Genomic DNA, 24,445 nt, shown 5'->3' with positions numbered 1-24,445 from the left:
TTCGGCTTCAGCCCGGCATCGATCTTGCGCGCCACCAGCGCCGCTTGCACGCGATAGGCGTCCTCCATCGTCGCATCGGGAAAATCGAGGCTGAGCAGACGGATCTGGCGGCGCGACCGCTCGGCCTCGAACAGCCGTGCCGCGGCGTCCTCCACCTGTTCCGGGGTCATTGCGCTGCCTCGTCGACGACACCGTTTCTGAGCACGCCGATGCCTTCGGCCTCCACCTCGATCACGTCGCCGGGCTTCAGCCAGATCGGCGGCTCGAAGCGGGCGCCGGCGCCGGCCGGCGTGCCGGTGACGATGATATCGCCCGGCACCAGCGTGGTGAAGGTCGAGATGTAATTGATGATCTTGCGGAAGGAAAAAATCATCCGGCTGGTGCGGTCCTGCTGGCGCAACTCGCCATTGACGCGGGTGGTCAGCGCGATGTCGGCGATCTGCGCCTCGTCGGTGAACGGCACCAGCCATGGGCCGATCGAGCCGCTGCGGTCGAAATTCTTGCCTTGCGTGACGTTGAACTTGGCATGCCGCACCCAGTCGCGGATGGTGCCCTCGTTGCACAGCGACAGCGCCGCGATATGGCCAAGCGCGTCGGCCTCGGCAATGCGCCGGCCAGCCTTGCCGATGACGATGACGATTTCGCCCTCATAGTCGAGCTGCGGTGATTCCGGTGGCCGCACCAGCGACGCGCCGTGGCCGACGACGGAGCGGGGAAAGCGGACGAACAGCGACGGGTTGGAGGGCGCAGCCTGGCCATCCTTGTACTCCTCGTTACGGTCGGGGTAGTTGACGCCGACGCAGACGATCTTTTCCGGCGAAGGCACCGGGATTTCGTAGGCGATGGCGTCGAGCGGGAAATCTGGGGCAAACGCCTCCGCCTCTTCCGCCAGCCGCCGCAAGGCGCCGGCCTCGATCACTTCCCGCAACGTCGGCCATTGGCCGTGGCGCGCCGACAGGTCGACGACGCCCTTGCCGGTGACCGCGCCATAGCGCGCCTTGCCGCCGACGGTGAAGGTGGCGAGCCGGCCATGTCCAGTCATCCGCGTCTCCTCGTAAGGTTCATCGTCACGGCGCAATGATCGGCGAAGCCGCCAAATTCGGCTGGCGTGCCTTCGCTCCGGCAAACACACTGCCCTCCTCGAACCAGCTTTTCGGCGCCGGCGCGCCCCACAGCGTCTGGCGTTGCGGGTCCTTGAGGTCCCATTTGATCGGCTCCAGGTCCGGATCGACCGTCTGGTAATCCGAACAGTAAATCTCGATGCGGTGGTTGTCCGGGTCTCTGACATAGAGGAAGAAGGCGTTGGAAATGCCGTGCCGGCCGGGGCCGCGTTCGATGTTCGGCAAATAGCCCGTCGTTGCCATCAGATCGAGCAGGTCGATGATGTTGAGCGGCGTCGGCACCCAGAAGGCGACATGGTGCAGGCGCGGCCCGATGCCGTTGGTGAAGGCGATGTCGTGCACGCCGCCCTTGCGGTGCGTCCACGCCGCCCACAGCCTTCCGCTGCTGGCGTCCTCGGTATACTCGGTCACCCGGAAGCCGAGCTCGTTGTAGAAGGCGACGGACTCGTCGACATTGGGCGAGAAGCAGTTGAAGTGGTCGATGCGCAGCGGCTTGACGCCCTTGTACAGCGCATACTTCTGGTGGATCGGCGGCAGCCGCTCCATCTCAGCGTAGAATTCGAGCGGAATGCCGTGCGGATCGCGGGTGCGGAAGGTGCGCGACTGGTAGGGTCGCTCGACCCATTCCACCGGCAGGCCCTTGTCCTTGAAGAAATGCACTGCCTTGTCGAGGTCTTCATCCGAGAAGACCTTGAAGCCAAGGTCGCGCGCTTCTGCCGTGGCCGCCTTCTTCAGCACGATGCAATGGTGCCCACGCTCCTCCAGCGCCCTGAGATAGATGGTGTCCGATGTCTCGTCGGTGACCTGCAGGCCGAGCGTATCGACATAGAAGGCGCGAGATTTGGCGAGGTCGGTGACGGCCAGCTCGACATGGCTGAGGCGCACGATGTTGAAGGCGGGGTAGAGATTGGGCTTGGGCAAGGGCATCTGATTTCCTCCGGTCAGCCGCCGAGTTTCTGGATCGCGTGCGCCGTCGTCGCAAAGGCTATGTTCTTCGTCTCCATGTAGAAGTCGAAGGAATGGTCGCCGCCGTCGCGGCCGATGCCGGAATTCTTGACGCCGCCGAACGGTGTCGGCAAATGGCGCACATTCTCCGAATTGACCCAGATCATGCCGGCATCGAGCGCGTCGGTGAAGCGGAAGGCGCGGGTGACGTCCGAGGTCCAGAGATAGCCGGTCAGGCCGTATTGCGTGTCGTTGGCCAGCGCAAGCGCCTCGGCCTCGTCGTTGAAGGGAATGGCGCTCAGCACCGGCCCGAAAATCTCCTCCTGCGCAATGCGCATGCCGTTGGTGACGTTGGTGAACAGTGTCGGGCCGACATAACAGCCGCCGCCCGGCCCATCGACCTTGCCGCCGCCGACGGCGAGCGTGGCCCCCTCCGACCTGCCGATGTCGATATAGGACAGCACCTTCTTCTCATGCACCGGATGGATGAGCGGGCCGACCACCGTTTTCGGATCGAGCGGATGGCCGACGACGATGCGCTTCGCCCTCTCCGCGATTTTGGCGGTGAAGCTTTCATAGATCGAAGCTTCGACCAGCAGTCGCGACGACGAGGTGCAGCGTTCGCCATTCAGCGAATAGATCATGAATACGGCGGCGTCGGCGGCGCGTTCGAGATCGGCGTCGGCAAAGACGATCACCGGGTTCTTGCCGCCAAGCTCGAAATGCACGCGCTTCAGCGTGTCGGCGCCTTGTTTCATGATCATCGAGCCGGTACGGCTCTCGCCGACAAAGCCGATCGCCTTGATGTCGGGATGCTCGGTCAACGCCTTGCCGGCATCTTCACCCAGGCCGTTGACCAGGTTCCAGACACCCTTCGGCAGACCGGCCTCCTCGGCGATCTCGACCAGCAGGCGGGCGGTCAGCGGCGAAAATTCAGCCGGCTTATGAACCACGGTGCAGCCGGCCGCCAGCGCCGGCGCGATCTTCCAGGTCGACAGCATGAACGGCGTGTTCCACGGCGTGATGATGCCGATCGGGCCGATCGGAACGCGTGTCGTGATGTTGACCTGGCCGGACGTCCGCAGCGTCTCGCCGTCTCGGGCTTCGGGTGCACGGTCGGCGAAGAAGCGGAAATTCTCGGCACCCCGCAACGCCGCCTTGGCCATGAACTTCAGCGCCTGGCCGGTATCCATGCATTCGACGAAGGCTATCTCCTCGGCACGCGCCTCGATCGCGTCGGCGATTCTGTGCAGCAGCTTCTTGCGCGCTTCGCCCGGCATGGCGGCCCAGGCCGGAAACGCAGCCTTGGCCGCCCTGGCGGCGCGGTCGATGTCGGCGGCTCCGCCGCGCGCGACCTTGGCCAGCGGCTTCAGGTCGACCGGCGACAGCGTTTCGAATGTCGCGCCGTCGAGCGCCGGTACCGCCTCGCCGCCGATCTGGTTCAACACGCCATCGCGCCTGAAGCGGTCCATATAGGCCTCGGCCTTGTTCAGATTGCCTTGCAGGTCGGACATGTCGGGTTCCGTCACTTGCCGCGCAGTCGCGGGTGGATTGCGTTTCTCTTCCAACTCAGCTCCGGGTCGATTTCCCGGATCTCGAGCGACAGGGCGAAATGCGGGGTCTCGAACAGCCCGGCGAGATATTCGCTCACCGCCGCGAAGACGGCTTCGCCGGTCCGCTTCTTCTCATCAGGGCTGCGGCCGGTGCCGATGCGAAACGACATGTCGAGAAAAGCGTTTTCCGGCAGACTGTCGGCCATCGCGTAAGCCTCGGCGCGAAAGGCCCGCACCCGCACGGCGCCGGTCTCGAACAGCCCGGTGTCCAGCACGGTGCGCAACACCAGCGCGCACAATTCGCCCATGTCGACCTTGGCATCGAGATTGGCTGAATACTCGATGGAGAAGTGAGGCACGGCGTTTCCCTGGTCTATTGCTTTTGTTGTAGTTAACGCGTTAATTACATGCAACGCCGACGAAGTCAAGTCTTGCATCGGCCTTGGCGCAACGATACGGGATGGCAGGAACGGGCCCTGGCAGGCGGATTCGGCTGAGGGAAGGCCTGTTTTCGATCGCAAGCGTGGGAGGCTCTTTTTCTTGCTGCCTGAAAACACCCGTCGTTCTCTGCCAATGGCGCTGCTTCATGCCCGCGAAGCGGTGATGGCGCGGTTTCGGCCGATGCTTGCGGCGCATGACGTGACCGAACAGCAATGGCGCGTGCTGCGCGTGCTGAGCGAAGCCGGCCCGGTCGAGGCGACGGAACTCGCCGACCGCGCCTCGGTTTTGCCGCCCAGCCTGACGCGCATCATCAAGGCGCTCGAGGGCCGCAAATTCATCACCCGCAACAAGGCCGAAGGCGACGGCCGACGCGTCGTTCTAACCATTGCGCCCGCCGGTTCCGCCCTGATCGACGCCCTGTCGCCGGAGCGTCGCGTCATTTATGACGACATCGAACAGCGCTTCGGCCACGAAAAGCTCGAGCAGTTGCTCGATCTGCTGGAGACGCTGATCGATGGCGAGAGCTGATCGTTCCGGCTACCTCAGAAGTTTCGACGGTCGCTTGGGTTGACGGCCCCGCATACCTTGGAAATGGCCGAAACACCCGAAGGGGGGTCAGCTAACCTCGCAACCTCGCCCCTTCCGGATCGAAGAACGGTATCGGAGCCACCACCGCACGCGTCGGCTTACCACCGATATCAATGCTCAATTCGGTGCCGACAGCCGTGAAGGGCAGCCGCAGATGCGCGGTGGCCAGCACCTTGCCGAGGGAATAGCCGTGGTCGCTGTAGGTGACGATGCCGGCGTCCTCGCCATCGGCCAGAATCCTGGCATCGGCCGCGGCCGGCTTGTCGCCGTCGAGGATCAGTCCGACCCATTGCTCGTCGAGGCCCTTGTCGCGAACCTTGAGCAAAGCTTCGCGGCCGATGAAATCGCCCTTGTCGAACTTGATCCAGCGGTCGAGGCCGACATGGAACGGGGTGCGGGTCTCGTCCATGTCGATGCCGTGCGCCGGATAGGCCTTTTCCAGGCCCAGCGTGAACATCGCCAGCACGCCATAGGGTTTCAGGCCAAAGTCACGGCCGGTGCGCATCAGCGCGTCCCAGAGAGAGGCCGCCTCGTCGGCCGGCACGAACAGTTCGAAGCCGAGTTCGCCGGTGACGCCGGTGCGCGAGATCAGTACTCTCGTGCCGTTGATATGGCCCGACGTGAACGACCAGCGCTTCAGTCCATCCAGATCGGCATCCGCGATCAACGCTTTCAGCAGTTCGCGCGAGCGCGGACCCTGGATGGTCGGGAAGGCGATGGCCGCCGTGATGTCGGTGACATAGGCCTTGCGGCCCTGAGCGTGATGCTGCAGCCAGGGCAGCATCTTCAGGCGGTTGACCGAGCCGGTCACCAGCATGAAGTGCTCCGGGCCCAACCGAAACACGGTGAGGTCGTCCATGATGCCGCCATCCTCGCGGCAGACCGTGGAATAGCGGACCTGGCCCGGTTTCATGGCAGCGGCATTATTGACGATGACATGGTTGACCAGCGCCTCGGCCTCCGGCCCCTTGATATCCATCTTGCCCATGGTGCTGAGATCCTGCACGCCGACATTCCTGCGGGTGTTCAGGTGCTCGTCGGCAATGCCGGAATAAGTTTTGGCCGAGATGAAATCGCCCCCGACACGACCCATGGTCGCGCCCAGCCCGACGATGCTGCTGTAGAAAGGGGAACGCCGCTCAGCCAAGGAAGTCTCCATCGTTCAAGAAAAACGGCAGCGCCAGGCAGCGCTGCCGGAAGGCATCTGTTGTCGTTCTCAGCTGCCGTAGACGTCGAAGGAAAAGTATTTGTCGTTGATTTCCTTGTACTTGCCATTGGCGCGCAGCGCGTCGATGGCCGCATTGAGCTTGTCGGCCAACTCCTTGTTGCCCTTCTGCAGGGCGATGCCGACGCCCGGGCCGTGTATGGCCGGATCGGCCGTCAGCGTGCCGAGCAGCTTGCAGCAGGCGCCGTCTGGCTTCTTCAACCACTCGGTCAGGATGATCGAGCCGTCCATCATCGCGTCGAGGCGGCCATTGGCCATGTCGGTGCGGGCATCGTCGCCCGTCGGATAGGCCTTGACCGTCGAGCCTGCATATTTCTGGTCGGCGAATTTCTGGTGGATGGTCGCGGTCTGCACGCCGAGCGCCTTGCCTTTCAGATCGTCCGGCGAGGTGCCTGATATGGTCGAATCCTTCGGTACGGCGATGGCCGGCGGCGTCTGGTAGTATTTGTGGGTGAACTCGACCTTCTCGGCCCGCTCGGGCGTGATGGTGATGTTGATGATGGCGTCGAACTTGCCGGCCTGCAGCGCCGGTATGGAACCATCGAAATCCTGCACGCTGAACTCGCACTCGGCCTTCATCTCGGCGCATAGCGCCTTCCCCAAGTCGATGTCGAAGCCGCCCAGCGTGCCGTCGGCACTGGCGTAATTGAAGGGCGGATAGGCGCCCTCGGTGCCGATCCTGAGTTTTTTGTCCTGGGCGGAGGCGGCGCCCGTGGCAAGGGTGAGAGCGACGGAAGCGGCAAGCACGAAACGACCGAAAAGACGCATGTTCGAGTTCCCCGTTGAAAGCGGGAAGTCTACGGGCTTTCATGATCCCGGCGGAGACGGAAACGACATGCGCTGCGGCGATCGCGGCGCGGCGAGCGGACCAAGCCCTCACGATTGGTCGTGCGTTAGCCGGCGCGCTGCTTGTTCGTCGCTGTCCGGTCGATGCCGAGTTCGCCTGCCGAGAGGACAACGCCAAATTTTTCGTTGGCTTCCTCGACCGTATAGTAACCCAACGCCACGTCGCGCAGCACCAGATCCGGATCGCGCTGCAGCGGATCGCCGTAGCCGCCACCGCCCGGCGTGCCGACGCGCACGCGGTCGCCGGCCTTGAGCGCGATGTCCTGCTCCTTGGACAAATGCGGCGGTACATGTTCCTCGCCGTTGCGGAAGACGGTCACCATGTTGACCGCGCCATCCCTGCCGCCGAGTGCGCCTTGGGGGCCGAAACGGCCGTGATCCATGACGAAAGAAGCACGGGCGTCGCCGCGCAGGATTTCGACCTCATAGGCGAGGCCGAAACCGCCGCGATGCTTGCCGGCGCCGCCTGAACCTTCGCGCAAGGCATAGTGGCGGTAGAGCACTGGGAATGCCTGTTCCATGATCTCGACCGGCGGCGATTTGGAAATGCCGATGGTCGAGCAGCCATTGGTCAGTCCGTCATGGCCTGAATTTCCGCCGTAACCGCCGCCGGAGATCTGGTACATGACGTAATCGCGACCGCGCGCCGGGTCGTTGCCGCCGAGCGCGAAATTGCCGCTGGAGCCGGCGGGCGCCGCGGTCACCTTGTCCGGCAGCGCCTGCACCATCGCCGCGAACACCGCTTCGGCGATGCGCTGCGACACTTCAGCCGCGCAGCCCGAGACCGGGCGTGGATATCTGGCGTCGAGGAAAGTGCCTTCCGGCCGCTTGACTTCAAGCGGTTCGAAGGCACCGGCGCTGATCGGCACATCAGGGAAAATGTGGCGCATGGCGAGATAGACCGACGACAAGGTCGTCGCCAGCACACTGTTCATCGGCCCGGCGCAGGGCTTTGACGAGCCGGTGAAATCGAAGGTCAGCGTATTGCCCTGTTTCTCCACCGCGAGCGCGATGGTCAGCGGCTCGTTGACTACCCCATCGGAATCGACAAACGCCTTGGAATGGTAGGTGCCGTCGGGAATGGCTGAGATGTTGGCGCGCATCTGCTCGGCCGCGCGGCGGCGCAGTTCGGCGATCGCCTCGACAACCGTTTCATCACCGTAACGATCCAGGATCCCATTGAGCCTGTCCTGACCGATCAGCAGTGCCGCAGCCTGGGCGCGGATGTCGCCGATGCGCTGGTCGGCGACACGGATGTTGGAGCAGATGATGGCGTAGATCTCCGGATCGAGCACGCCCTTCTTGAACAGTTTTACGGGCGGCAGTCGCAGGCCTTCCTGCTCCACGGCAGTCGCCGAGGCTGAAAATCCGCCCGGCACCGAGCCGCCAATGTCGGGCCAATGGCCGGTATTGGACAGCCAGCAGAAAATCTTGCCGTCCCGGTAGACCGGCATGGCAAAGCGCACATCCATCAGATGCGTGCCGCCGAGATAGGGATCGTTGACGATGTAGATGTCGCCCGGCTCCGGGGCCAAGCAGCGGCCATCGGCGATCATCTCGATCACCGTCCTGGTCGAATATTGCATGACGCCGACGAACACCGGCAGGCCCTGGCTGCCTTGCGCGATCAGCGAACCATCGACGGCCGAATAGATGCCGTCGGAGCGGTCATTGGCCTCGGCGATGACAGGCGAGAAGGCGGCGCGCGAGAAGGTCAGGTCCATCTCGTCGCAGACCTGCTGCAGTGCCGCCTGCAGGACCGAAAGGGTGATGGCGTCGAGCTTTGCCCTATCAAGATTTGGCATCTCAGGCCTCGCCAATGTCGATGATGATGTTGCCGTCGGCGTCGCTGCGTGCGCGGTCGCCGGGCTCGAGCACGGTGGTGGCGTCCATCTGTTCGAGGATCGCCGGCCCTTCGATTTCAGCGTCGAGCGGCAGTTTTTCGCGCGCGTATACCGGCGTGTCGTGCCAGCGTCCGCTGTACCAGACCGGCCGGATCTCGCGCCGCGCCTCGTCGAGCGTTGTTGCGCGCCCAGCCGGGTCGATTAGGCGCGACAGGTCTATCGACGGGCGGACGCCCGTCACCGAGGTGTTGAGATTGACGAGGTTGGCGCGGATTTCCGGCAGTTCGACCTTGAAGCGGGCAAAATAGGCCTTTTCGAAAAGCTGCTGCAGCGTTGCCCGCGTCACCGATGAGGACGGCAGCGCCACGTTGATGATGTGGGTCTGGCCGACGAACTGCATGTCGGCGGAGTGGGTGACGCGGATCGTCTCCGGCTTCACCGCTTCCTTGCCGATCAGCTCTTCACCTTCGTTTCGGTGGCGTTCCAATACGGTATGAAGCTGTGTTTCGTCGAGCACCGCCACCGGCTGGTTGATGGTGTTGACGAAGTCATGGCGCAGGTCGGCGACGACGCAGCCAAGTGCGTTGGTGATGCCCGGACGCGCCGGTACCAGCACCCGGGGCAGGCCGAGTTCGCGCGCCAGGGCCGTTGCGTGCAGCGGGCCGGCGCCGCCAAAGGCGAACAGCGCGAAATCACGAGGGTCATGGCCGCGCGACACCGAGACCATGCGGATGGCGCCCGCCATCTTCATGTTGCCGAGCCGCAGCACCGCGCCCGCCGCCTCGACGCCGGACAGGCCGGTCGCCTTGCCTATCTTGTCTTCGAAAATGCCGGTGACGCGCTCTGATGTGACGGGGTTTTGGACCGCCAGCAGCTTCTTCGGCGCCAGCCGGCCGAGCACCAGATTGGCGTCGGTAATGGTCGGCTCGAGGCCGCCGCGTCCGTAGCAGATCGGGCCGGGATTGGCGCCGGCACTTTCCGGACCGATCTGGATCAGGCCGGCCGCATCGACGCGGGCGATCGAGCCGCCGCCGGCGCCGACCGTGTGCACCGCCACCATCGGCACATGGATCGGCATCGCATATTCGATCTCGATCTCGTTCGAGACAGCCGGCTCGGCATTGCGGATCAACGCCACGTCGGTCGAGGTGCCGCCCATGTCATAGGTGACGAGGTTTTCGAAGCCGGCGCGTTTTCCCGTATAGGCGGCGGCGATGACGCCCGAGGCCGGGCCGGACATGACCGTCTTGGCCGATTCACGTGTGACGAAGCGGGCCGAGATCATGCCGCCATTGCCGTTCATGATCAGGAAGTCGCGAGCATAGCCTTTGGCGGCCAATTCCTTGCGCAGCCGCTCGACATAGCGCTCGAGGATCGGCTGCACTGAGGCGTTGACCGAAGCGGTCACGCCGCGTTCGAATTCGCGCGCTTCCGACAGCAGCGCATGGCCTGCCGTGATGTAGCCGTTCGGCCAGAGTTCGGTGGCGATTTCGACGGCGCGCCGCTCATGTGCCGGGTTGGCGTAGGAATGCAGGAAATGGATGACCAGGGATTCGCAACCGGCCGCTATCAGCGTCTGCACTGCGTCGCGCATCTCGGTCTCGTCGAGCGGCGTGCGCACCGCGCCCGATGCTTCGACGCGCTCCGAGACTTCGAGCCTGAGATTGCGCGGAATGATCGGCACGAAGCTGCCGGTCATGCCATAGGCCTGCGGCCGCGTGCGCCGGCCCAGTTCGATCACGTCGCGAAAACCGCGCGTGGTGATCATGCCGGTTTTCGCCAGCCGGCGTTCCAGCACCGCATTGGTGGTGGTGGTCGTGCCATGCACGATGAGGTCGATGCTATCGATGGCAAATCCGGTGGCGCCGAGTGCCGAAACCACACCGAAAGCTTGGTTGTCCACCGTGGTCGGCGTCTTGGCCAGATACACCCGGCCGCCGTCGCTTCCGTCGATCAGGAGCAGGTCGGTGAAGGTGCCGCCGACATCGATACCGGCGACGACATTTCCCCGGGAATTGCGCGCTTGCGCCGAAATATTCTCTTCCATCGTCGAAACCCGAAATGCGCGGACTACGGATATGCGCCAGTTTGGAAAGCTGTTTTAAGGGAGCATCTTGACGCAAATATCGTTTGTATACTAATAAATTCCGGACACAAGAGCTTGCCGCTTTGCAGTGTGCGAACAGCCCGCCGGGATCTGAATGGTCCGGGCGTGCAGGTGAAAGTTTGGCGCCCGCGTCCACGGTTGGGCCAGAAGGTTGGATTTGATGAACACCACATCCGCTCTCAACACCGCCGGCGCCCGACCGCTGCAGTTCCCGATTCCGGCCAACGTCTATGCCGAAACCGTCGTCTCGGTGAAGCACTATACCGATCGGCTGTTCTCGTTCCGCATCACCCGTCCGCAGTCGCTGCGCTTCCGCTCCGGCGAGTTCGTCATGATCGGCCTGCCCAATGCCGAGAAGCCGGTGTACCGCGCCTATTCGGTGGCGAGCCCGGCCTGGGACGAGGAGCTGGAATTCTTCTCGATCAAGGTGCCGGACGGTCCGCTGACCTCCGAGCTGCAGAAGATCCAGGTCGGCGACACGGTGATCATGCGCCAGAAGTCGACCGGCACGCTGGTGGTCGACGCGCTGACGCCGGCCAAGCGGCTGTTCATGATCTCGACCGGCACCGGCATCGCACCTTTCGCCAGCCTGCTGCGCGACCCCGACACCTACGACAAGTTCGATCAGCTGATCCTGACCCATACCTGCCGCGACAATGCGGAACTCACCTACGGCCAGGAGCTGGTCGCGGCGTTGGAAAGCGACCCGCTGATCGGCGAACTGACCACTGGACGCGTCACGCTCTACAATTCGACGACCCGCGAGGACTCAGCGCGCATGGGCCGCATCACCGCGCTGATCGGCTCCGGCAAGTTCTACAGCGATCTCGGCATCGACAAGCTCAGCCCGGAAACCGACCGCATCATGATCTGCGGCTCGATGCATATGCTGAAGGACGTCAAGGAACTGGCCGAAAGCCTCGGCTTCGAGGAAGGTTCGCTGAGCCACCCGGCGACTTTCGTGGTCGAGCGCGCTTTCGTCGGCTGAGCCGCACCTGACATCTCGAAGTCTGCGTTTTTGACCACACGGTCAAAAACTGCTGCTTTCGCCGCCTTTTTCGGATATCACCGTCTGCAGGACTCGTGAAGTACGACTTCACGGGCTATCTTCGGCACACGTCGCTGAATGAAAGGGCAGGAGATGAGCAGCACAATCCGCGAAGCCGATGTTGGCTCGTCCAAGGTGACGCCGCTGCCGGCGCGTGCCGCCGCCAACACAGCCGTTCCACCGGACCATCGCATTGCGCGCAATCCCGGCATGAAGCTCGATCTCGGCTTCATGGAATCGGTGCGCAGCGTCAACCGCTCGGCGCTGGAACGGCGCGTCGCCAGCTTGACCAAGCGGCGCTCTATAAAGGCCGACAACCAGGCGGCCTGGCTGCTGCGCGCCGTCGCCTGCATGGATTTGACGACGCTGAATTCCAACGACACCGAGGAGCGCGTGCGCCGGCTCTGCGCCAAGGCGATCAATCCGTTCCGCCGCGACATTGTCGAGGGCCTCGGCATATCAGGTGAAACCATCCGCCCGGCCGCCGTCTGCGTCTACCATCCTTTCGTCACCACCGCGGTTGACGCCGTGCGCGGCACCGGCATCCATGTCGCCGCCGTCTCCACCGCCTTCCCGCATGGTCTGGCACCCCTGTCGACCCGCCTGCAGGAAATCGAAGCCTCGGTCCGCGACGGCGCCGACGAGATTGACGTCGTCATCCCGCGCGGCCTGGTGTTCGGGGCCAAGTGGCGGGAGCTTTACAACGAGATCGTCTCGATGCGCGCCGCTTGCGGTGACGCGCATCTGAAGGTCATCCTCGGCACCGGCGATCTCGCCACGCTGCGCAACGTCATGCTGGCCTCGATGGTGGCGATGATGGCGGGCGCCGATTTCATCAAGACCTCGACCGGCAAGGAAAGCGTCAACGCGACGCTGCCCGTCGGCCTCGCCATGGTGCGCGCCATCAGGGCCTATTTCGAGGAAACCGGCTATCTCATCGGCTTCAAGCCGGCCGGCGGCATATCCACGGCCAAGGCCTCGCTCGACTGGCTGGTGCTGATGAAGGAAGAGCTCGGCCGGCCATGGCTGGAGCCGGACCTGTTCCGCTTCGGAGCGTCGAGCCTCTTGACCGACATCGAGCGCCAGCTCGAGCACCATCTGACGGGACACTATTCGGCCAATCATCGCCACGCGATGGCTTGAGAGATTTACCCCCACCCCGATCGGCAAGCCGATCGACCCTCCCACAAGTGGGAGGGGTGAAGGAGGCGCCCAATGAACATTCTCGACCGCTACGACGCCATGGAATACGGCCCGGCGCCGGAAGCCCGCAACGAGGCCGACGCCTGGCTTGCCGCGCGCGATTTCGGCAGGGCGCTGTTCATCGGCGGCGACTGGAAAGCCGCGTCCGGCGGCAAGACTTTCGAAACCAGCGAGCCGTCTTCCGGCAAGCTGCTGGCCAACGTATCCGACGCCAACGCCGTCGACATCGACGCGGCGGTTGCGGCGGCCACCAAGGCGCTGCCGAAGTGGTCGGCAGCCTCGGGTTATCAGCGCGCCAAGGTGCTTTATGCCATCGGCCGCGCCATGCAGCGTCACCAGCGCCTGTTCGCGGTGCTGGAGACCATCGACAATGGCAAGCCGATCCGCGAAAGCCGCGACATCGACGTGCCGCTGGCGATCCGCCACTTCATACACCATGCCGGTTGGGCGCAGGCGCTGGACAGGGATTTCGCCGGCCACAAGGGTGTCGGCGTGGTCGGCCAGATCATCCCGTGGAACTTTCCGCTGCTGATGCTGGCCTGGAAGATCGCGCCGGCGCTCGCCGCCGGCTGCACCGTGGTGCTGAAGCCGGCCGAGTTCACGCCGCTGACCGCTATCCTGTTTGCCGAGATTTGCGAACGCGCCGGCGTGCCGAAAGGCGTCGTCAACATCGTCCAGGGCGGCCCTGAGGCCGGCGTCGCCATCGTCAACCATCCCGGCACCCAGAAGATCGCCTTCACCGGTTCTTCCGAAGTCGGCAAGATCATCCGGAAAGCCACTGCCGGCTCGGGCAAGAAACTGTCGCTGGAACTTGGCGGAAAGTCGGCCTTCATCGTCTTCGAGGATGCCGATCTCGACAGCGCCGTCGAAGGCCTGGTCGATGGTATCTGGTTCAACCAGGGCCAGGTCTGCTGTGCCGGCTCGCGCCTGCTGGTGCAGGAAGGCATAGCCGACGCCCTGATCGCCAAGGTCAAGACGCGGATGAGCCGGCTGCGCGTCGGCAGCCCGCTCGACAAGAACACCGATATCGGCCCGCTGGTCGACTTGACCCAGCTTGACCGCGTCAAGGGCCTGGTTGCCGAAGGTGCCAGGCAGGGCGCCGTCTGCTGGCAGCCGGATGCGGCGCTGCCGTCTTCCGGCTACTACCATCTGCCGACGCTCGCCACAGGTGTTTCGCCGGCTAACATATTGGCACAAGAAGAGGTGTTCGGCCCTGTTCTGGCGACCATGACCTTCCGCAACACCGAGGAAGCGATCGAGCTAGCCAACAACACGCGCTACGGGCTCGCCGCCTCGGTGTGGAGCGAGAACGTCAACCTTGCTTTGCACGTCGCGCCGCAATTGAAGGCCGGCGTGGTCTGGGTCAACGGCACCAACATGTTCGACGCCGCCTGTGGCTTCGGGGGCTACCGCGAAAGCGGATTCGGCCGCGAGGGCGGCCGCGAGGGCATGTTCGAATATCTCACGGCAAAATTGCCGCTCGGCCCGGTCATCAAGCCGGCGACGACCTCCGCACAGCCTGTCGAGCAGCCGGACGGCGACACGATCGATCGCACGGCAAAGCTGTTCATCGGCGGCAAGCAGGTACGGCCGGATGGCAATTATTCGCTCGCCATCGCCACCGCCAAGGGCAAGCTTGCCGGCGAGGTTGGGCTCGGCAGCCGCAAGGATATCCGTGATGCCGTCTCTGCCGCCCGCGGTGCCAAGGCCTGGCCGGAGGCGACCGCCTATAACAGGTCCCAGGTGCTCTATTATCTGGCCGAGAATCTTTCCGGCCGTGCCGGCGAGTTCGCTGCCCGTCTCACCGAATTGACCGGCGCTACGCCCAAGGCCGCGCGGGAAGAGGTGGAACAGTCCCTCGAACGGCTGTTCCTCTATGCCGGTCTGGCCGACAAGTTCGAGGGCCGCGTGCACCAGCCGCCGGCGCGTGCCGTGACGCTGGCGCTTCATGAACCGGTCGGCGTCGTCGGCATCGTCGCCCCCGATAGCTCGCCGCTGCTCGGTCTGATCTCGCTGGTCGCACCGGCGCTGGCCATGGGCAACACCGTGGTTGCGGTGCCGTCGGAGCGCTACCCGCTGCTGGCCACCGATCTCTACCAGGTCATCGAATATTCCGACATTCCCTCAGGCGCCATCAACATCGTCACCGGCCGCAGCGCCGAACTTGCCGGCGTGCTGGCCAAGCATGACGATGTCGACGGGCTCTGGGTGTTCGCCGACGCAGAGACCTGCGCCAAGGCGGAGGCAGAGTCCATCGGCAACCTCAAGCGCGTCTGGAGCGGCAATGGCCGCAGCCTCGACTGGGCATCCGACGAAGCCGCCGGCGACGCCTTCCTGCGCCGCGCCGTCGAGGTCAAGAATGTCTGGGTGCCTTACGGCGATTGATGTCCCGCCGCGCCGTTGAGACGGTTCGGGGTTGACGCACGGACAGATGTTCTTTAACGAGAAAAAACATCTTTATCAGTGAACGGTCAGCGGCGCAGGCTGCACGATCACGCGTGACTGGCACATGACGCCTTGGCCAGCCGCAGGTAGACCCGACTATCCCAGCGGACGAGGAGAACAGCATGGCGGATCTGGCAGGCAAGGTCGTTGTCGTCACGGCAGCGGCGCAAGGCATCGGCAAGGCGAGCGCACTGGCGTTCGCAAAAGCTGGCGCCATCGTCCACGCCACCGACATCAACGAGGCACTGCTGGCGGAACTCGCCAGGACGCCGGGGATCAAGACCCGCAAGCTGGACGTACTCAACGACGAAGCCGTCAACGCCGCCTTTGCCGAGATCGGCGTCGTCGACGTGCTGTTCAATTGCGCCGGTTTCGTCCATTCGGGCTCGATCCTGGAGATGAAGGACGGAGACCTCGATTTCGCGCTGAACCTCAATGTTCGCGCCATGATCCGCACCAGCCGGGCCGTGCTGCCCGGCATGCTGGAACGCGGCGACGGATCGATCATCAACATGGCCTCGCTGGCAAGTTCAACCAAGGGCGTGCCCAACCGCTTCGTCTATGGCCTGACCAAGGCCGCCGTCATCGGCCTGACCAAGGCGATCGCCGCCGACTATGTCGGCAAGGGTATACGCTGCAACGCCATCTGCCCCGGCACGGTCGAGAGCCCGTCGCTGCAGGACCGCATGCACGCGCAAGGCGACTACGATGCCGCCCGCGCCGCCTTCATCGCCCGCCAGCCGATGGGCCGGCTCGGCACGCCGGAGGAGATCGCGGATCTCGCCGTCTATTTGGCCGGCGCCACCTATACGTCAGGGCAGGCCTACAATATCGATGGCGGCTGGTCGATCTGACTGCGGAAATCTTGCCGAGCCGGACGAGCCGGCCCTTTCCCGGCGTATGACAGGGGATCGAAGAGTCTGAAAATCCCGCGCGCCGGCTATCTTGTATGGCGATCGCGCTTGTTCGTAGTCAGGTCGATGGGTACGGTCCGCCGGTTCCTTGAAGGCGCAATCGCCTTGGCGGAAAGTTTGCAAAAGGCCACGAGGCCGCAATCAGGAGAAGGATTTAGATGAAACTGTTGCGCTATGGCGAGGTGGGAAGCGAACGTCCCGGCCTGCTCGATGCGGATGGAACGATCCGTGATCTCTCCGCTCACGTCACCGACATCGGCGGCAAGACGCTCGACCCGGCATCGCTGGCGGCACTGGCCAAGCTCGATCCGAAGTCGCTGCCGGCGGTTTCCGGCAGCCCGCGCCTTGGCGCCTGCGTTGCCGGCACCGGCAAGTTCATCTGCATCGGCCTCAACTATTCCGACCATGCCGCCGAAACCGGCGCCACCGTGCCGCCGGAGCCGATCATCTTCATGAAGGCAAGCTCGGCCATCGTCGGGCCGGATGACGACGTGCTGATCCCCCGCGGCTCGGAGAAGACCGACTGGGAAGTCGAACTGGCCGTAATCATCGGCAAAACCGCCAAATATGTCAGCGAGGCCGATGCGCTCGACTATGTCGCCGGCTACAGCGTTGCCCACGACGTCTCCGAGCGCGCCTTCCAGGCCGAGCGGCAGGGCCAGTGGACCAAGGGCAAGAGCTGCGACACGTTCGGCCCGACCGGCCCATGGCTGGTAACCAAGGACGAAGTGGCCGATCCGCAGAACCTCAAAATGTGGCTGACGGTCAACGGCAAGACGATGCAGAACGGCTCGACCAAGACCATGGTCTATGGCGTCAAGTATCTGGTTTCCTATCTCAGCCAGTTCATGTCGTTGCACCCCGGCGACATCATCTCCACCGGCACGCCGCCCGGCGTCGGGCTGGGCATGAAGCCGCCGGTGTTCTTGAAGGCCGGCGATGTGGTTGAGCTCGGCATCGAGGGCCTGGGCCAGCAGAAGCAGACGTTCAAGGCAGACGTATAAGCCTGTCGCTCGACAGGTCTGCGCCGCCCCTCATCTGGCTGCCGCCATCTTCTCCCCGTGAACGGGGAGAAGGACGCTGTGACTGCTGCTTTCGCCAATCGCCAACGCTGCAAAGAAGGCGCCGGCGTCGCGCCAGTACCTTTCTCCCCGTCACTATACGGGGAGAAATGCCCGGCAGGGCAATGAGGGGCAGCGCCGACGTCAAATATTACTTGATCGTCTTCCCATCAGCGCCAAACCGATAGGTCTTCGCCGGATCCGGCGTCGCATACAGCGTGGCACCCGGCTCGGCATCATAAACACCAAAAATCCGCACGGTAATCAGACCGGCCTTCTCGCAGTCGAGATACAGATTAGTGTCGGCGCCGAGGTGCTCGGCATGCACCACCGTTCCCTTCCAGGCGCCGGATTTCGGATCGACGGTCAAATGTTCCGGCCGCACGCCGATGGTCTTGGCGGTTTCGCCGAGACGGGCGCCGTCGACGAAATTCATCTTTGGTGAGCCGATGAAGCCGGCGACGAACTCATTTGCCGGCGAATTGTAGAGCTCCATCGGGCCACCGATCTGCTCGATTTTCCCTGCGTTGAGCACCACGATCTTGTGGGCCAGCGTCATCGCCTCGACCTGGTCGTGGGTGACGTAGATCATCGTCGCCTTCAGCCGGCGATGCAGCTGCGCGATCTCCAGCCGCGTGTTGACGCGCAGTGCTGCATCGAGGTTCGAAAGCGGCTCGTCGAAGAGAAAAAGCTTTGGCTCGCGCACCACGGCGCGGCCAATGGCGACGCGCTGGCGCTGGCCGCCGGAGAGTTCGGCCGGGCGCCTTTCGAGATAGGGCTCGAGCGACAGCATCGACGAGGCGATGCCGATGCGGCGGTCGATCTCCGGGGCGGGCGTGCCGGCCTGCTTGAGGCCAAGGCCCATATTGTTCTTCACCGTCAGATGCGGATAGAGCGCATAGGTCTGGAACACCATGGCGATGCCGCGCTTGGCCGGCGGCGTGGCCGAGACGTCCGCGCCATCGATGACGACGCGGCCCGAGGTCGAATCCTCCAGTCCGGCAATGACCCTGAGCAAGGTCGACTTGCCGCAGCCGGACGGCCCGACGAAGACAACGAACTCGCCGTCGTTCACTTCGAGGTTGATGCCCTTCAGCACCTCGACCGGCCCAAAGGCCTTCTTCACGTTCTCGATGTTCAGCGAGCCCACGGCTTCGTCCCTTTTCTAGAGTTTGACGGCGGCGCCACTGCGCACGCTCTCGTCGGCTGCAAGGCAGACGGCGAGCGATTTGACCGCGTCGTCCATATGTTTGGTGAGATCGAGATCCTCGCGGATCGCCTTCAGCACGAAGGCCTGTTCGAGGTCGCAGAGATCCTGATGGCCGGGTTCGCCCTCCATCGACAGCATCTCGTCGGCCTTGAGAAACTTGCCGTCCGCGCCGGTCGCCGCACTGTGCAGGCGGATGGTCGAGGTCTTGGTGTGGGTGTCGATGTCATCGGACTTCACACCTTCCTTCATGACGATCGACACGCAGCCATTGGGCGAGATGACGTCCTTCACGAAGAACGCCGTTTCCGAAATCATCGGACCCCAGCCGGCTTCGTACCAGCCGACCGAGCCGTCGTCGAACAGCACCTGCAAATGGCCGTAATTGTACATCGACTGCGCCACCTCGTCGGACAGCCGCACGCCCATGCCACGCACCTCGATCGGCTTCGCATCGGTGATCTGCAGCATGACGTCGAGATAGTGCACGCCGCAGTCGACGATCGGCGAGGTCGTCTGCATCAACTGCTTGTGCGTCTCCCAGGTGTGACGCGAGGATTGCTGGTTGAGGTTCATGCGAAAGACATAGGGGCCGCCGAGCTTGCGGGCTTCGGCGATCAGCCTGATCCAGGACGGGTGATGGCGCAGGATGTAGCCGATCACCAGCTTCCTGCCGTTGGCCTTCGCCGCCGCGACGACGCGCCTGGCGTCGGCCACCGTCGTTGCCAACGGCTTCTCGACGAAGACGTGGCAACCGGCCTCGAAGGCCTTCACAGCATAGTCGGCATGGCTGTCGGAATAGGTGGCGATGCAGGCGACATCGGGCTTTTCGTCACGCAGGGCGTCATCGAAGGAGCGCCTGATGCCGTAATCCGACAGCCCGTCCGGCAGCGGCACGTCGGAGCGATTGATCAGCGCCGCGATCTGGAAACCGGGATTGGTATGATAAGCCAGCACATGGCTGCGGCCCATATTGCCGAGGCCGGCGACAACGACACGAAGGGGTGTTTCAGAGTTCACTTGACGGCTCCGGACGTGATGCCGCGGATCAGTTGCCGCGAGAAGATGACGTAGAGGATCAGCACCGGCATGATGGCCAGCGACAGGGCAGCGAGAACGGCGTTCCAGTTGGTGACGAATTGGCCGAGGAAGAGCTGCGCGCCGAGCGTCACGGTCTTGGTTTCCTCCGACGGCGCCAGGATCAGCGGGAACCACAGGTCGTTCCAGATCGGGATCATGGTGAAGACGGCGACGGTCGCCATCGAGGGCCTGACCAGCGGCAGCACCAGTCGGAAGAAGATGGTGTATTCGGACAGGCCGTCGATGCGGCCGGCATTCTTCAGATCGTCGGACACCTGTTTCATGAATTCCGACAGGATGAACACGGCAAGCGGCAGGCCCTGCGCGGTGTAGACCAGGATCAGCGCCGTCAGCGTGTTGACCAGCCCGCTCGCCACCATCAATTGCAGGATGGCGACGGTGCCCAGCCGGATCGGGATCATGATGCCGAGCGCCAGATAAAGCCCCATCAGCGAGTTGCCGCGGAAGCGGTATTCCGACAGGGCGAACGCCGCCATGGCGCCGAACAGGAGCACGAAGAACAGCGAGGCGACGGTGACGACGAGGCTGTTCTGGAAATAGTGGATGAAGTCGCCCTGGCCGATGACGGTCGTGTAGCCGATCAAGTCGAAGGTTTTTGGCGTCGGCGGCGTCAGCGGCGCGCCGAAGATGCCGGCGCGGGACTTGAACGAGTTCATGATGACGAGGATCACCGGAAACAGCGCGATCACCGTGTAGGTCAAAAGGATCGCGTGGGCGCCGATGGTGCGGGACACGGAACGGGTGGCGGTGCTCATTGGGACGTCTCCTGAACAATCGCGATCTGCGAGGTCGGCGCCAAGGCGCCCCCCTCTGTCCTGCCGGACATCTCCCCCTCAAGGGGGGAGATTGGCAGCGTCAATGTCGCCGCCCTTCTTGCAACGGTGGCGATTGGCGAAAGCAGTGATGATATCCAATCTCCCCCCTTGAGGGGGAGATGTCCGGCAGGACAGAGGGGGGTGTTTAGCCGTGACATATCCAACCCTCAGAACTGGTAGCGACGCAGGCGCGTCTGCACGAGGAAGAGGTAGACGCAGACACCGCCGAGGATGATCAGGAACATCATCGTGGCGATCGCCGCGCCCATATTGGGGTCGCCGGTCTGCAGCTGGAAGCCGAAGAAGGCGCGGTAGAGGAAGGTGCCGAGAATGTCGGTCGAATAGTTCGGCCCGGCGAGCGCGCCTTGCGCGGTGTAGATCAGGTCGAAAGCGTTGAAATTGCCAACGAAGGTGAGGATCGAGATGATGCCGATCGACGGCAGGATCAGCGGCAGCTTGATCTTCCAGAACTGCGAAAGGCCGGTAATCCCGTCGCATTCGGCGGCCTCGATCACCTCTTCGGGGATCGACAGCAGGGCGGCATAGATCAGCATCATCGGGATGCCGACGAACTGCCACACCGAGATCAGGCTGAGTGCGGTCAGTGCATATTGCTCCTTGCCGAGCCACGGCGTGAACAGGCTTTTCAGGCCGACGATGTCCATCAGATGCGGCGCCACGCCCCACAGCGGCGACAGGATCAGCTTCCAGGCGAAACCGACGATAACGAAGGACAGGATGGTCGGCACGAAGATCGCCGTGCGGTAGAAAGCCGCGAATCTCAGTTTCGGGCTGGACAGCAGCGCCGCCAGCATGACGCCGATCGGGTTCTGCACAATCATGTGGATGATGAAGAACCAGACATTGTTCCTCAGCGCGTTCCAGAAACCCACCGACCAGTTGGGATCGCCGAACAGGGTGCGGAAGTTTTGCAGCCCGACGAAGACCTGGTGCTGCTCGATGTTGCGGAACAGCGACAGCTGCAGCGTGCCGGCGAGCGGCAGGATCATGATCGCCGTGTAGACGAGCACGGCCGGCGCCAGGAAGATGCCGATGTGCCAGCGGAACGGTCTTTTCGGTCGGATATCTGCGGCCATGAGTTCGGTCCCCGCCGTCTCTCGGTTCCAAAGGGTATCGATCTAGATGATGCCTCGATGCACGGCCCGAACATTCCTGCCCGATGCGGCAAGAACAAAGGCCTGCGACTGATCAGCTAGCCTTCCCCGATGAGAGGGTAAGGCCGGGAGGCAGTGCCGACAATCGCTATCTGAATAAGCGCACTTTGAATGAGGTAGTCCGGAACCGGCCAGGCCTGCGCCCGGCCGGTTCCGTTGCCTGAGTTCTACTTGGCCGGCTTGTACCAGCTGTCGAGACCGGTCTGCAGCTTCTTGGCCGCGGCTTCCGGCGTATCGGTGCCGTTGATGACGTTGGCCGATTCAACCCAGGTCTCGTTTTCGAGGTTCGGCGTGCCGCGCGACAGGATCTGGTAGGTCGAGCGGATCGTCGACTTGCACTTGCCGCGCCAGGAGACGAATTCCTGCGCCAGCGGGTCTTCCATCTTCACCGGAGCGGAGTTCAGGCTGAAGAAGCCCGGCAGCGCGTTGGCGTAGATGGTGGCAAAATCAGGCGAGGCGACCCAGGACAGGAAGGTCTTGGCCGCATCGGCGTTCTTCGAAGCCGCATTCAGGCCCATGCCGATATCGGTATGGTCTGATATGTAGCAGGTGTCGCCGGCCTTCTCGACCGGCGGCGGGAAGGCGCCCATCTTGAACTGCGCCTGGGTGTTGAACAGGCCGATTTCCCATGAGCCGGCCGGGTAGATGGCGGCGCGGCCGAGCGTGAACAGGTTCTGGCTGTCCGGATAGGTCTGCGCCTCGAAGCCGTCGCCGAGATACGGCTTCCACTTGGCCAGTTCCTCATACGGCGCGACCCAGTCCTTGTCGGTCAGCTTCTGCTCGCCCTTGATCAGCGCCGCGCGGCCGTCCTCGCCCTTCCAGTAGTTCGGGCCGATGTTCTGGTAGCCCATGGTTGCGGCTTCCCAGAGATCCTTGGTGCCCATCGCCATCGGGATGTAGGTGCCGTCGGCCTTGATCTTGTCGAGTGCGGCGAAGAACTCGTCGCGGGTCTCCGGCACTTTGATGCCGAGCTTGTCGAAGGCGTCCTTGTTGTAGATGAAGCCGTGGATGACCGATGCCATCGGCACGCAGAAGCTCGCCTTGCCGTCGTCGGTCTGCCAGGCGGACTTGGCCACGGGCGAGAAGTTCTCCATGCCGGGCAGCGCCGAGAGATCCGCAAGGTTGCCCTTCTTGAACAGCTCGAGCGACTTGTCGAACGGGCGGCAGGTGATCAGGTCGCCCGCCGAGCCGGCGGCGAGCTTGGCGCCGAGCGCTGCGTCATATTCGGTCGGAGCCGACGGCGCGAACACCACCTTGATGCCCGGGTTCTTGGCTTCGAAAGCCGGGATCAGCTTGTCCTTCCAGATGGCAAGGTCGTCGCCGCGCCAGCTTTCGATGTTGAGCGTTACGTCTTCGGCATAGGCAACCCCGGCCGAGCCGAGAATGCTGGTGCCCAAAAGCAGTGCCGTCAGTAGTTTCGTTGTCATGCTCAGTCTCCCTGTTGACCTTTTTCAGGTTCGGTTTTGATGAGAACGGAGGCAGTGCGCCCTTTGCTCCCCTCGCAAGCCTGTTTCACCCCGATGAAAATCGGGATGAACCAGGCTCTATTTCTCTGTTCGAGCATGATCTTTTCCGAAAAGCGGCTTCCACTTTTCGGGATCATGCCCCAGCGCGGAAAGGGCCGGCCGCAGCTTCTGGCCGGCCTCTTCCAGTATCTTCTGCGCCGCGTCAGTGCTGTCGGCGCCGGCGGCGAGCAGAATGGCGGTCTTGACCGCGCCGCCGCTCTTCTCGAGCAGGCGGGCCGCTTCGTCCGTACCGCGTCCGCTGACGGCGGCGACGATGCGGGCCGCGCGGTCGCGCAGCTTGATGTTGTCGGCCATGAGATTGACCATGTAACCGTCATGCACATGGCCGAGATGGATGGCGGTCAGCGTCGACAGCATATTGAGCGCGATCTTCTGGGCGGTGCCGGCGCCCATGCGCGTGGAGCCGGCGATCAGTTCCGGCGGCGTTTCGAGCAGGATGGCGGTTTGTGCCCGGCGCAGCAGCGCAGAGTCCCTGTTGTTGGCGATGCCGATGGTGGCAGCGCCGCGGCGAGCAGCCTCCTCGACGGCCTTGACGGCATAGGGCGTCGTGCCGCTGGCGGAAATGGCGATCAGGCAGTCGCCCTTGCCGAGGCCGGCCCCGGCGACCGCTGCCGCAGCCTCCTCGGTATCGTCTTCCGGCCCTCCGGCCAGCGTACGGAAAGCGTCGTCGCCGCCGGCGATCAGGATAGCGATGCGGTCGCGGTGAATGCCGAAGGTGCCCGGCAGCTCCAGCGCATCGGCCAGCGCCATCAGGCCTGAGCTGCCGGCAGCGGCGTAGGCGAGCTTGCCGCCGCTCTTCAGCCTGACGGCAATGATCTCGGCAGCCCTGGCGATGGATGGAATGGCGTGGCGCACGACCTTGGCGGCTTCGATCTGCGCATCGGCCAAATAGGAAAGGACGGTGTCCGGGGCCTGGATATCCAGCCCTTCGGCATTCTTGTGAAGCGCTTCGGTGCGCGTTTCGGCCATCCCGGTTCCTCCAATACCAGAACAATACCAAAAAAATACCACTTGTCCACACGCATTAACGAATTTGCTGGTCTGAAAGCGTTGAACCGACGAAATACGCAGATTTTTCAATAAAATACGGCTTAATCTTTTTGAAACGGAAATTAATCCTTGGCTATTGGTATTTTATTGGTATTATCCGCCCGGAGGAGAAATCAAGTGAATTTCGTGCTCGGAATCGATGGCGGCGGCACCAGTTGCAGGGCCGCTCTGGCAACGGCGGACGGCACGGTGATCGGCCGCGCCAAAAGCGGCGCCGCCAACATCCGCAC

Annotated in this window: 20 protein-coding genes and 1 pseudogene; 7 read left to right on the top strand and 14 right to left on the bottom strand. The window is 63.5% G+C overall.

Annotated elements, in window-relative coordinates; translation table 11 throughout:
• Nucleotides 1–166 precede the first annotated feature (166 nt).
• The 4 genes from EOD15_RS06875 to EOD15_RS06860 are packed head-to-tail and all read right to left on the bottom strand — an operon-like array spanning nucleotide 167 to nucleotide 3,978.
• Nucleotides 167–1,042 (bottom strand): fumarylacetoacetate hydrolase family protein, encoded by an 876-nt coding sequence (locus EOD15_RS06875; protein ID WP_127321203.1) that lies wholly within the window; start codon nucleotides 1,040–1,042, stop codon nucleotides 167–169.
• Between the two features lie 25 nt (nucleotides 1,043–1,067).
• Nucleotides 1,068–2,048 (bottom strand): 3,4-dihydroxyphenylacetate 2,3-dioxygenase, encoded by a 981-nt coding sequence (hpaD, locus tag EOD15_RS06870; protein WP_127321202.1) that lies wholly within the window; start codon nucleotides 2,046–2,048, stop codon nucleotides 1,068–1,070.
• 14 nt (nucleotides 2,049–2,062) lie between these two features.
• The gene (hpaE, locus tag EOD15_RS06865) at nucleotides 2,063–3,580 is read right to left on the bottom strand and encodes a 5-carboxymethyl-2-hydroxymuconate semialdehyde dehydrogenase (protein ID WP_127408378.1); all 1,518 of its coding nucleotides are present in this window, start codon (nucleotides 3,578–3,580) and stop codon (nucleotides 2,063–2,065) included.
• Nucleotides 3,581–3,591: 11 nt separating this feature from the next.
• Entirely contained in the window at nucleotides 3,592–3,978 is a 387-nt protein-coding gene (locus EOD15_RS06860) for a 5-carboxymethyl-2-hydroxymuconate Delta-isomerase (protein ID WP_127266759.1), read from the bottom strand.
• Nucleotides 3,979–4,192: 214 nt separating this feature from the next.
• Between EOD15_RS06860 and hpaR the strand changes: the two genes are divergently transcribed.
• Nucleotides 4,193–4,588 (top strand): homoprotocatechuate degradation operon regulator HpaR, encoded by a 396-nt coding sequence (gene hpaR / locus EOD15_RS06855; protein WP_127276380.1) that lies wholly within the window; start codon nucleotides 4,193–4,195, stop codon nucleotides 4,586–4,588.
• A 91-nt stretch (nucleotides 4,589–4,679) separates the two neighbouring features.
• Here hpaR and EOD15_RS06850 read toward each other — a convergent pair whose 3' ends face one another.
• The 4 genes from EOD15_RS06850 to EOD15_RS06835 form a co-directional block, all read right to left on the bottom strand.
• Nucleotides 4,680–5,795, bottom strand: a complete 1,116-nt coding sequence (locus tag EOD15_RS06850; protein ID WP_245463592.1) for an aminomethyltransferase family protein — start codon at nucleotides 5,793–5,795, stop codon at nucleotides 4,680–4,682.
• Nucleotides 5,796–5,864: 69 nt separating this feature from the next.
• Nucleotides 5,865–6,641, bottom strand: a complete 777-nt coding sequence (locus tag EOD15_RS06845; RefSeq protein WP_127320873.1) for an ABC transporter substrate-binding protein — start codon at nucleotides 6,639–6,641, stop codon at nucleotides 5,865–5,867.
• Nucleotides 6,642–6,766: 125 nt separating this feature from the next.
• The gene (locus EOD15_RS06840) at nucleotides 6,767–8,524 is read right to left on the bottom strand and encodes a hydantoinase B/oxoprolinase family protein (protein WP_127320872.1); all 1,758 of its coding nucleotides are present in this window, start codon (nucleotides 8,522–8,524) and stop codon (nucleotides 6,767–6,769) included.
• 1 nt (nucleotide 8,525) lies between these two features.
• On the bottom strand, nucleotides 8,526–10,610 hold the full coding sequence (locus tag EOD15_RS06835; protein ID WP_127320871.1) for a hydantoinase/oxoprolinase family protein: 2,085 nt from the start codon (nucleotides 10,608–10,610) through the stop codon (nucleotides 8,526–8,528).
• Between the two features lie 220 nt (nucleotides 10,611–10,830).
• Between EOD15_RS06835 and EOD15_RS06830 the strand changes: the two genes are divergently transcribed.
• The 5 genes from EOD15_RS06830 to EOD15_RS06810 all read left to right on the top strand — a co-directional run bounded on the left by EOD15_RS06830 (nucleotide 10,831) and on the right by EOD15_RS06810 (nucleotide 17,284).
• Nucleotides 10,831–11,658, top strand: a complete 828-nt coding sequence (locus EOD15_RS06830) for a ferredoxin--NADP reductase (RefSeq protein WP_127320870.1) — start codon at nucleotides 10,831–10,833, stop codon at nucleotides 11,656–11,658.
• Nucleotides 11,659–11,811: 153 nt separating this feature from the next.
• Complete coding sequence (deoC, locus tag EOD15_RS06825) at nucleotides 11,812–12,861, top strand: deoxyribose-phosphate aldolase (protein ID WP_127408377.1); 1,050 nt, start codon at nucleotides 11,812–11,814, stop codon at nucleotides 12,859–12,861.
• 72 nt (nucleotides 12,862–12,933) lie between these two features.
• A complete protein-coding gene (locus tag EOD15_RS06820; RefSeq protein ID WP_127408376.1) occupies nucleotides 12,934–15,306 on the top strand; it encodes an aldehyde dehydrogenase family protein in 2,373 nt (790 codons plus the stop codon).
• A gap of 182 nt (nucleotides 15,307–15,488) precedes the next feature.
• Nucleotides 15,489–16,220 (top strand): SDR family oxidoreductase, encoded by a 732-nt coding sequence (locus tag EOD15_RS06815; protein ID WP_127323221.1) that lies wholly within the window; start codon nucleotides 15,489–15,491, stop codon nucleotides 16,218–16,220.
• Nucleotides 16,221–16,438: 218 nt separating this feature from the next.
• Nucleotides 16,439–17,284, top strand: coding sequence for a fumarylacetoacetate hydrolase family protein (locus tag EOD15_RS06810; protein ID WP_127328023.1), 846 nt, complete (start codon nucleotides 16,439–16,441; stop codon nucleotides 17,282–17,284).
• A 208-nt stretch (nucleotides 17,285–17,492) separates the two neighbouring features.
• Here EOD15_RS06810 and EOD15_RS06800 read toward each other — a convergent pair whose 3' ends face one another.
• The 6 genes from EOD15_RS06800 to EOD15_RS06770 all read right to left on the bottom strand — a co-directional run bounded on the left by EOD15_RS06800 (nucleotide 17,493) and on the right by EOD15_RS06770 (nucleotide 24,134).
• Nucleotides 17,493–18,491, bottom strand: coding sequence for an ABC transporter ATP-binding protein (locus tag EOD15_RS06800; RefSeq protein ID WP_127408375.1), 999 nt, complete (start codon nucleotides 18,489–18,491; stop codon nucleotides 17,493–17,495).
• A gap of 15 nt (nucleotides 18,492–18,506) precedes the next feature.
• The gene (locus EOD15_RS06795; protein WP_127321308.1) at nucleotides 18,507–19,568 is read right to left on the bottom strand and encodes a Gfo/Idh/MocA family oxidoreductase; all 1,062 of its coding nucleotides are present in this window, start codon (nucleotides 19,566–19,568) and stop codon (nucleotides 18,507–18,509) included.
• Nucleotides 19,565–20,404 carry a carbohydrate ABC transporter permease gene (locus tag EOD15_RS06790; protein ID WP_127408374.1) on the bottom strand — a complete coding sequence of 280 codons (840 nt, stop codon included), beginning with the start codon at nucleotides 20,402–20,404 and terminating at the stop codon, nucleotides 19,565–19,567. The genes EOD15_RS06795 and EOD15_RS06790 overlap by 4 nt, the downstream gene beginning before the upstream one ends.
• 227 nt (nucleotides 20,405–20,631) lie before the next feature.
• Nucleotides 20,632–21,561: a sugar ABC transporter permease gene (locus EOD15_RS06780; protein ID WP_127321311.1), complete on the bottom strand. Its 930-nt coding sequence runs from the start codon at nucleotides 21,559–21,561 to the stop codon at nucleotides 20,632–20,634.
• A 245-nt stretch (nucleotides 21,562–21,806) separates the two neighbouring features.
• Nucleotides 21,807–23,066 (bottom strand): ABC transporter substrate-binding protein, encoded by a 1,260-nt coding sequence (locus EOD15_RS06775; RefSeq protein WP_127321312.1) that lies wholly within the window; start codon nucleotides 23,064–23,066, stop codon nucleotides 21,807–21,809.
• Nucleotides 23,067–23,183: 117 nt separating this feature from the next.
• A complete protein-coding gene (locus EOD15_RS06770) occupies nucleotides 23,184–24,134 on the bottom strand; it encodes an N-acetylmuramic acid 6-phosphate etherase (protein ID WP_127321313.1) in 951 nt (316 codons plus the stop codon).
• Between the two features lie 198 nt (nucleotides 24,135–24,332).
• Here EOD15_RS06770 and EOD15_RS06765 point away from each other — a divergent pair.
• Nucleotides 24,333–24,445 (top strand): annotated as a pseudogene (locus EOD15_RS06765) (N-acetylglucosamine kinase); the annotation flags it as partial.

It is taken from the genome of Mesorhizobium sp. M7A.T.Ca.US.000.02.2.1 (genome assembly GCF_003996995.1).
GTDB lineage: Bacteria > Pseudomonadota > Alphaproteobacteria > Rhizobiales > Rhizobiaceae > Mesorhizobium.
Note: the sequence above shows the minus strand (reverse complement) of the source record. Positions and strands in the feature narration are given on the sequence as shown.

Excerpts from the sequence above, each read along its gene's own strand:
- EOD15_RS06810 (WP_127328023.1), top strand. The coding sequence starts at position 16,439 with ATGAAACTGTTGCGCTATGGCGAGGTGGGAAGCGAACGTCCCGGCCTG.
- EOD15_RS06815 (WP_127323221.1), top strand. The coding sequence starts at position 15,489 with ATGGCGGATCTGGCAGGCAAGGTCGTTGTCGTCACGGCAGCGGCGCAA.
- EOD15_RS06780 (WP_127321311.1), bottom strand. The coding sequence starts at position 21,561 with ATGGCCGCAGATATCCGACCGAAAAGACCGTTCCGCTGGCACATCGGC.
- deoC (WP_127408377.1), top strand. The coding sequence starts at position 11,812 with ATGAGCAGCACAATCCGCGAAGCCGATGTTGGCTCGTCCAAGGTGACG.
- EOD15_RS06875 (WP_127321203.1), bottom strand. The coding sequence starts at position 1,042 with ATGACTGGACATGGCCGGCTCGCCACCTTCACCGTCGGCGGCAAGGCG.
- EOD15_RS06845 (WP_127320873.1), bottom strand. The coding sequence starts at position 6,641 with ATGCGTCTTTTCGGTCGTTTCGTGCTTGCCGCTTCCGTCGCTCTCACC.
- EOD15_RS06770 (WP_127321313.1), bottom strand. The coding sequence starts at position 24,134 with ATGGCCGAAACGCGCACCGAAGCGCTTCACAAGAATGCCGAAGGGCTG.
- EOD15_RS06835 (WP_127320871.1), bottom strand. The coding sequence starts at position 10,610 with ATGGAAGAGAATATTTCGGCGCAAGCGCGCAATTCCCGGGGAAATGTC.
- EOD15_RS06830 (WP_127320870.1), top strand. The coding sequence starts at position 10,831 with ATGAACACCACATCCGCTCTCAACACCGCCGGCGCCCGACCGCTGCAG.
- hpaE (WP_127408378.1), bottom strand. The coding sequence starts at position 3,580 with ATGTCCGACCTGCAAGGCAATCTGAACAAGGCCGAGGCCTATATGGAC.
- hpaD (WP_127321202.1), bottom strand. The coding sequence starts at position 2,048 with ATGCCCTTGCCCAAGCCCAATCTCTACCCCGCCTTCAACATCGTGCGC.
- hpaR (WP_127276380.1), top strand. The coding sequence starts at position 4,193 with ATGGCGCTGCTTCATGCCCGCGAAGCGGTGATGGCGCGGTTTCGGCCG.
- EOD15_RS06790 (WP_127408374.1), bottom strand. The coding sequence starts at position 20,404 with ATGAGCACCGCCACCCGTTCCGTGTCCCGCACCATCGGCGCCCACGCG.
- EOD15_RS06775 (WP_127321312.1), bottom strand. The coding sequence starts at position 23,066 with ATGACAACGAAACTACTGACGGCACTGCTTTTGGGCACCAGCATTCTC.
- EOD15_RS06840 (WP_127320872.1), bottom strand. The coding sequence starts at position 8,524 with ATGCCAAATCTTGATAGGGCAAAGCTCGACGCCATCACCCTTTCGGTC.
- EOD15_RS06820 (WP_127408376.1), top strand. The coding sequence starts at position 12,934 with ATGAACATTCTCGACCGCTACGACGCCATGGAATACGGCCCGGCGCCG.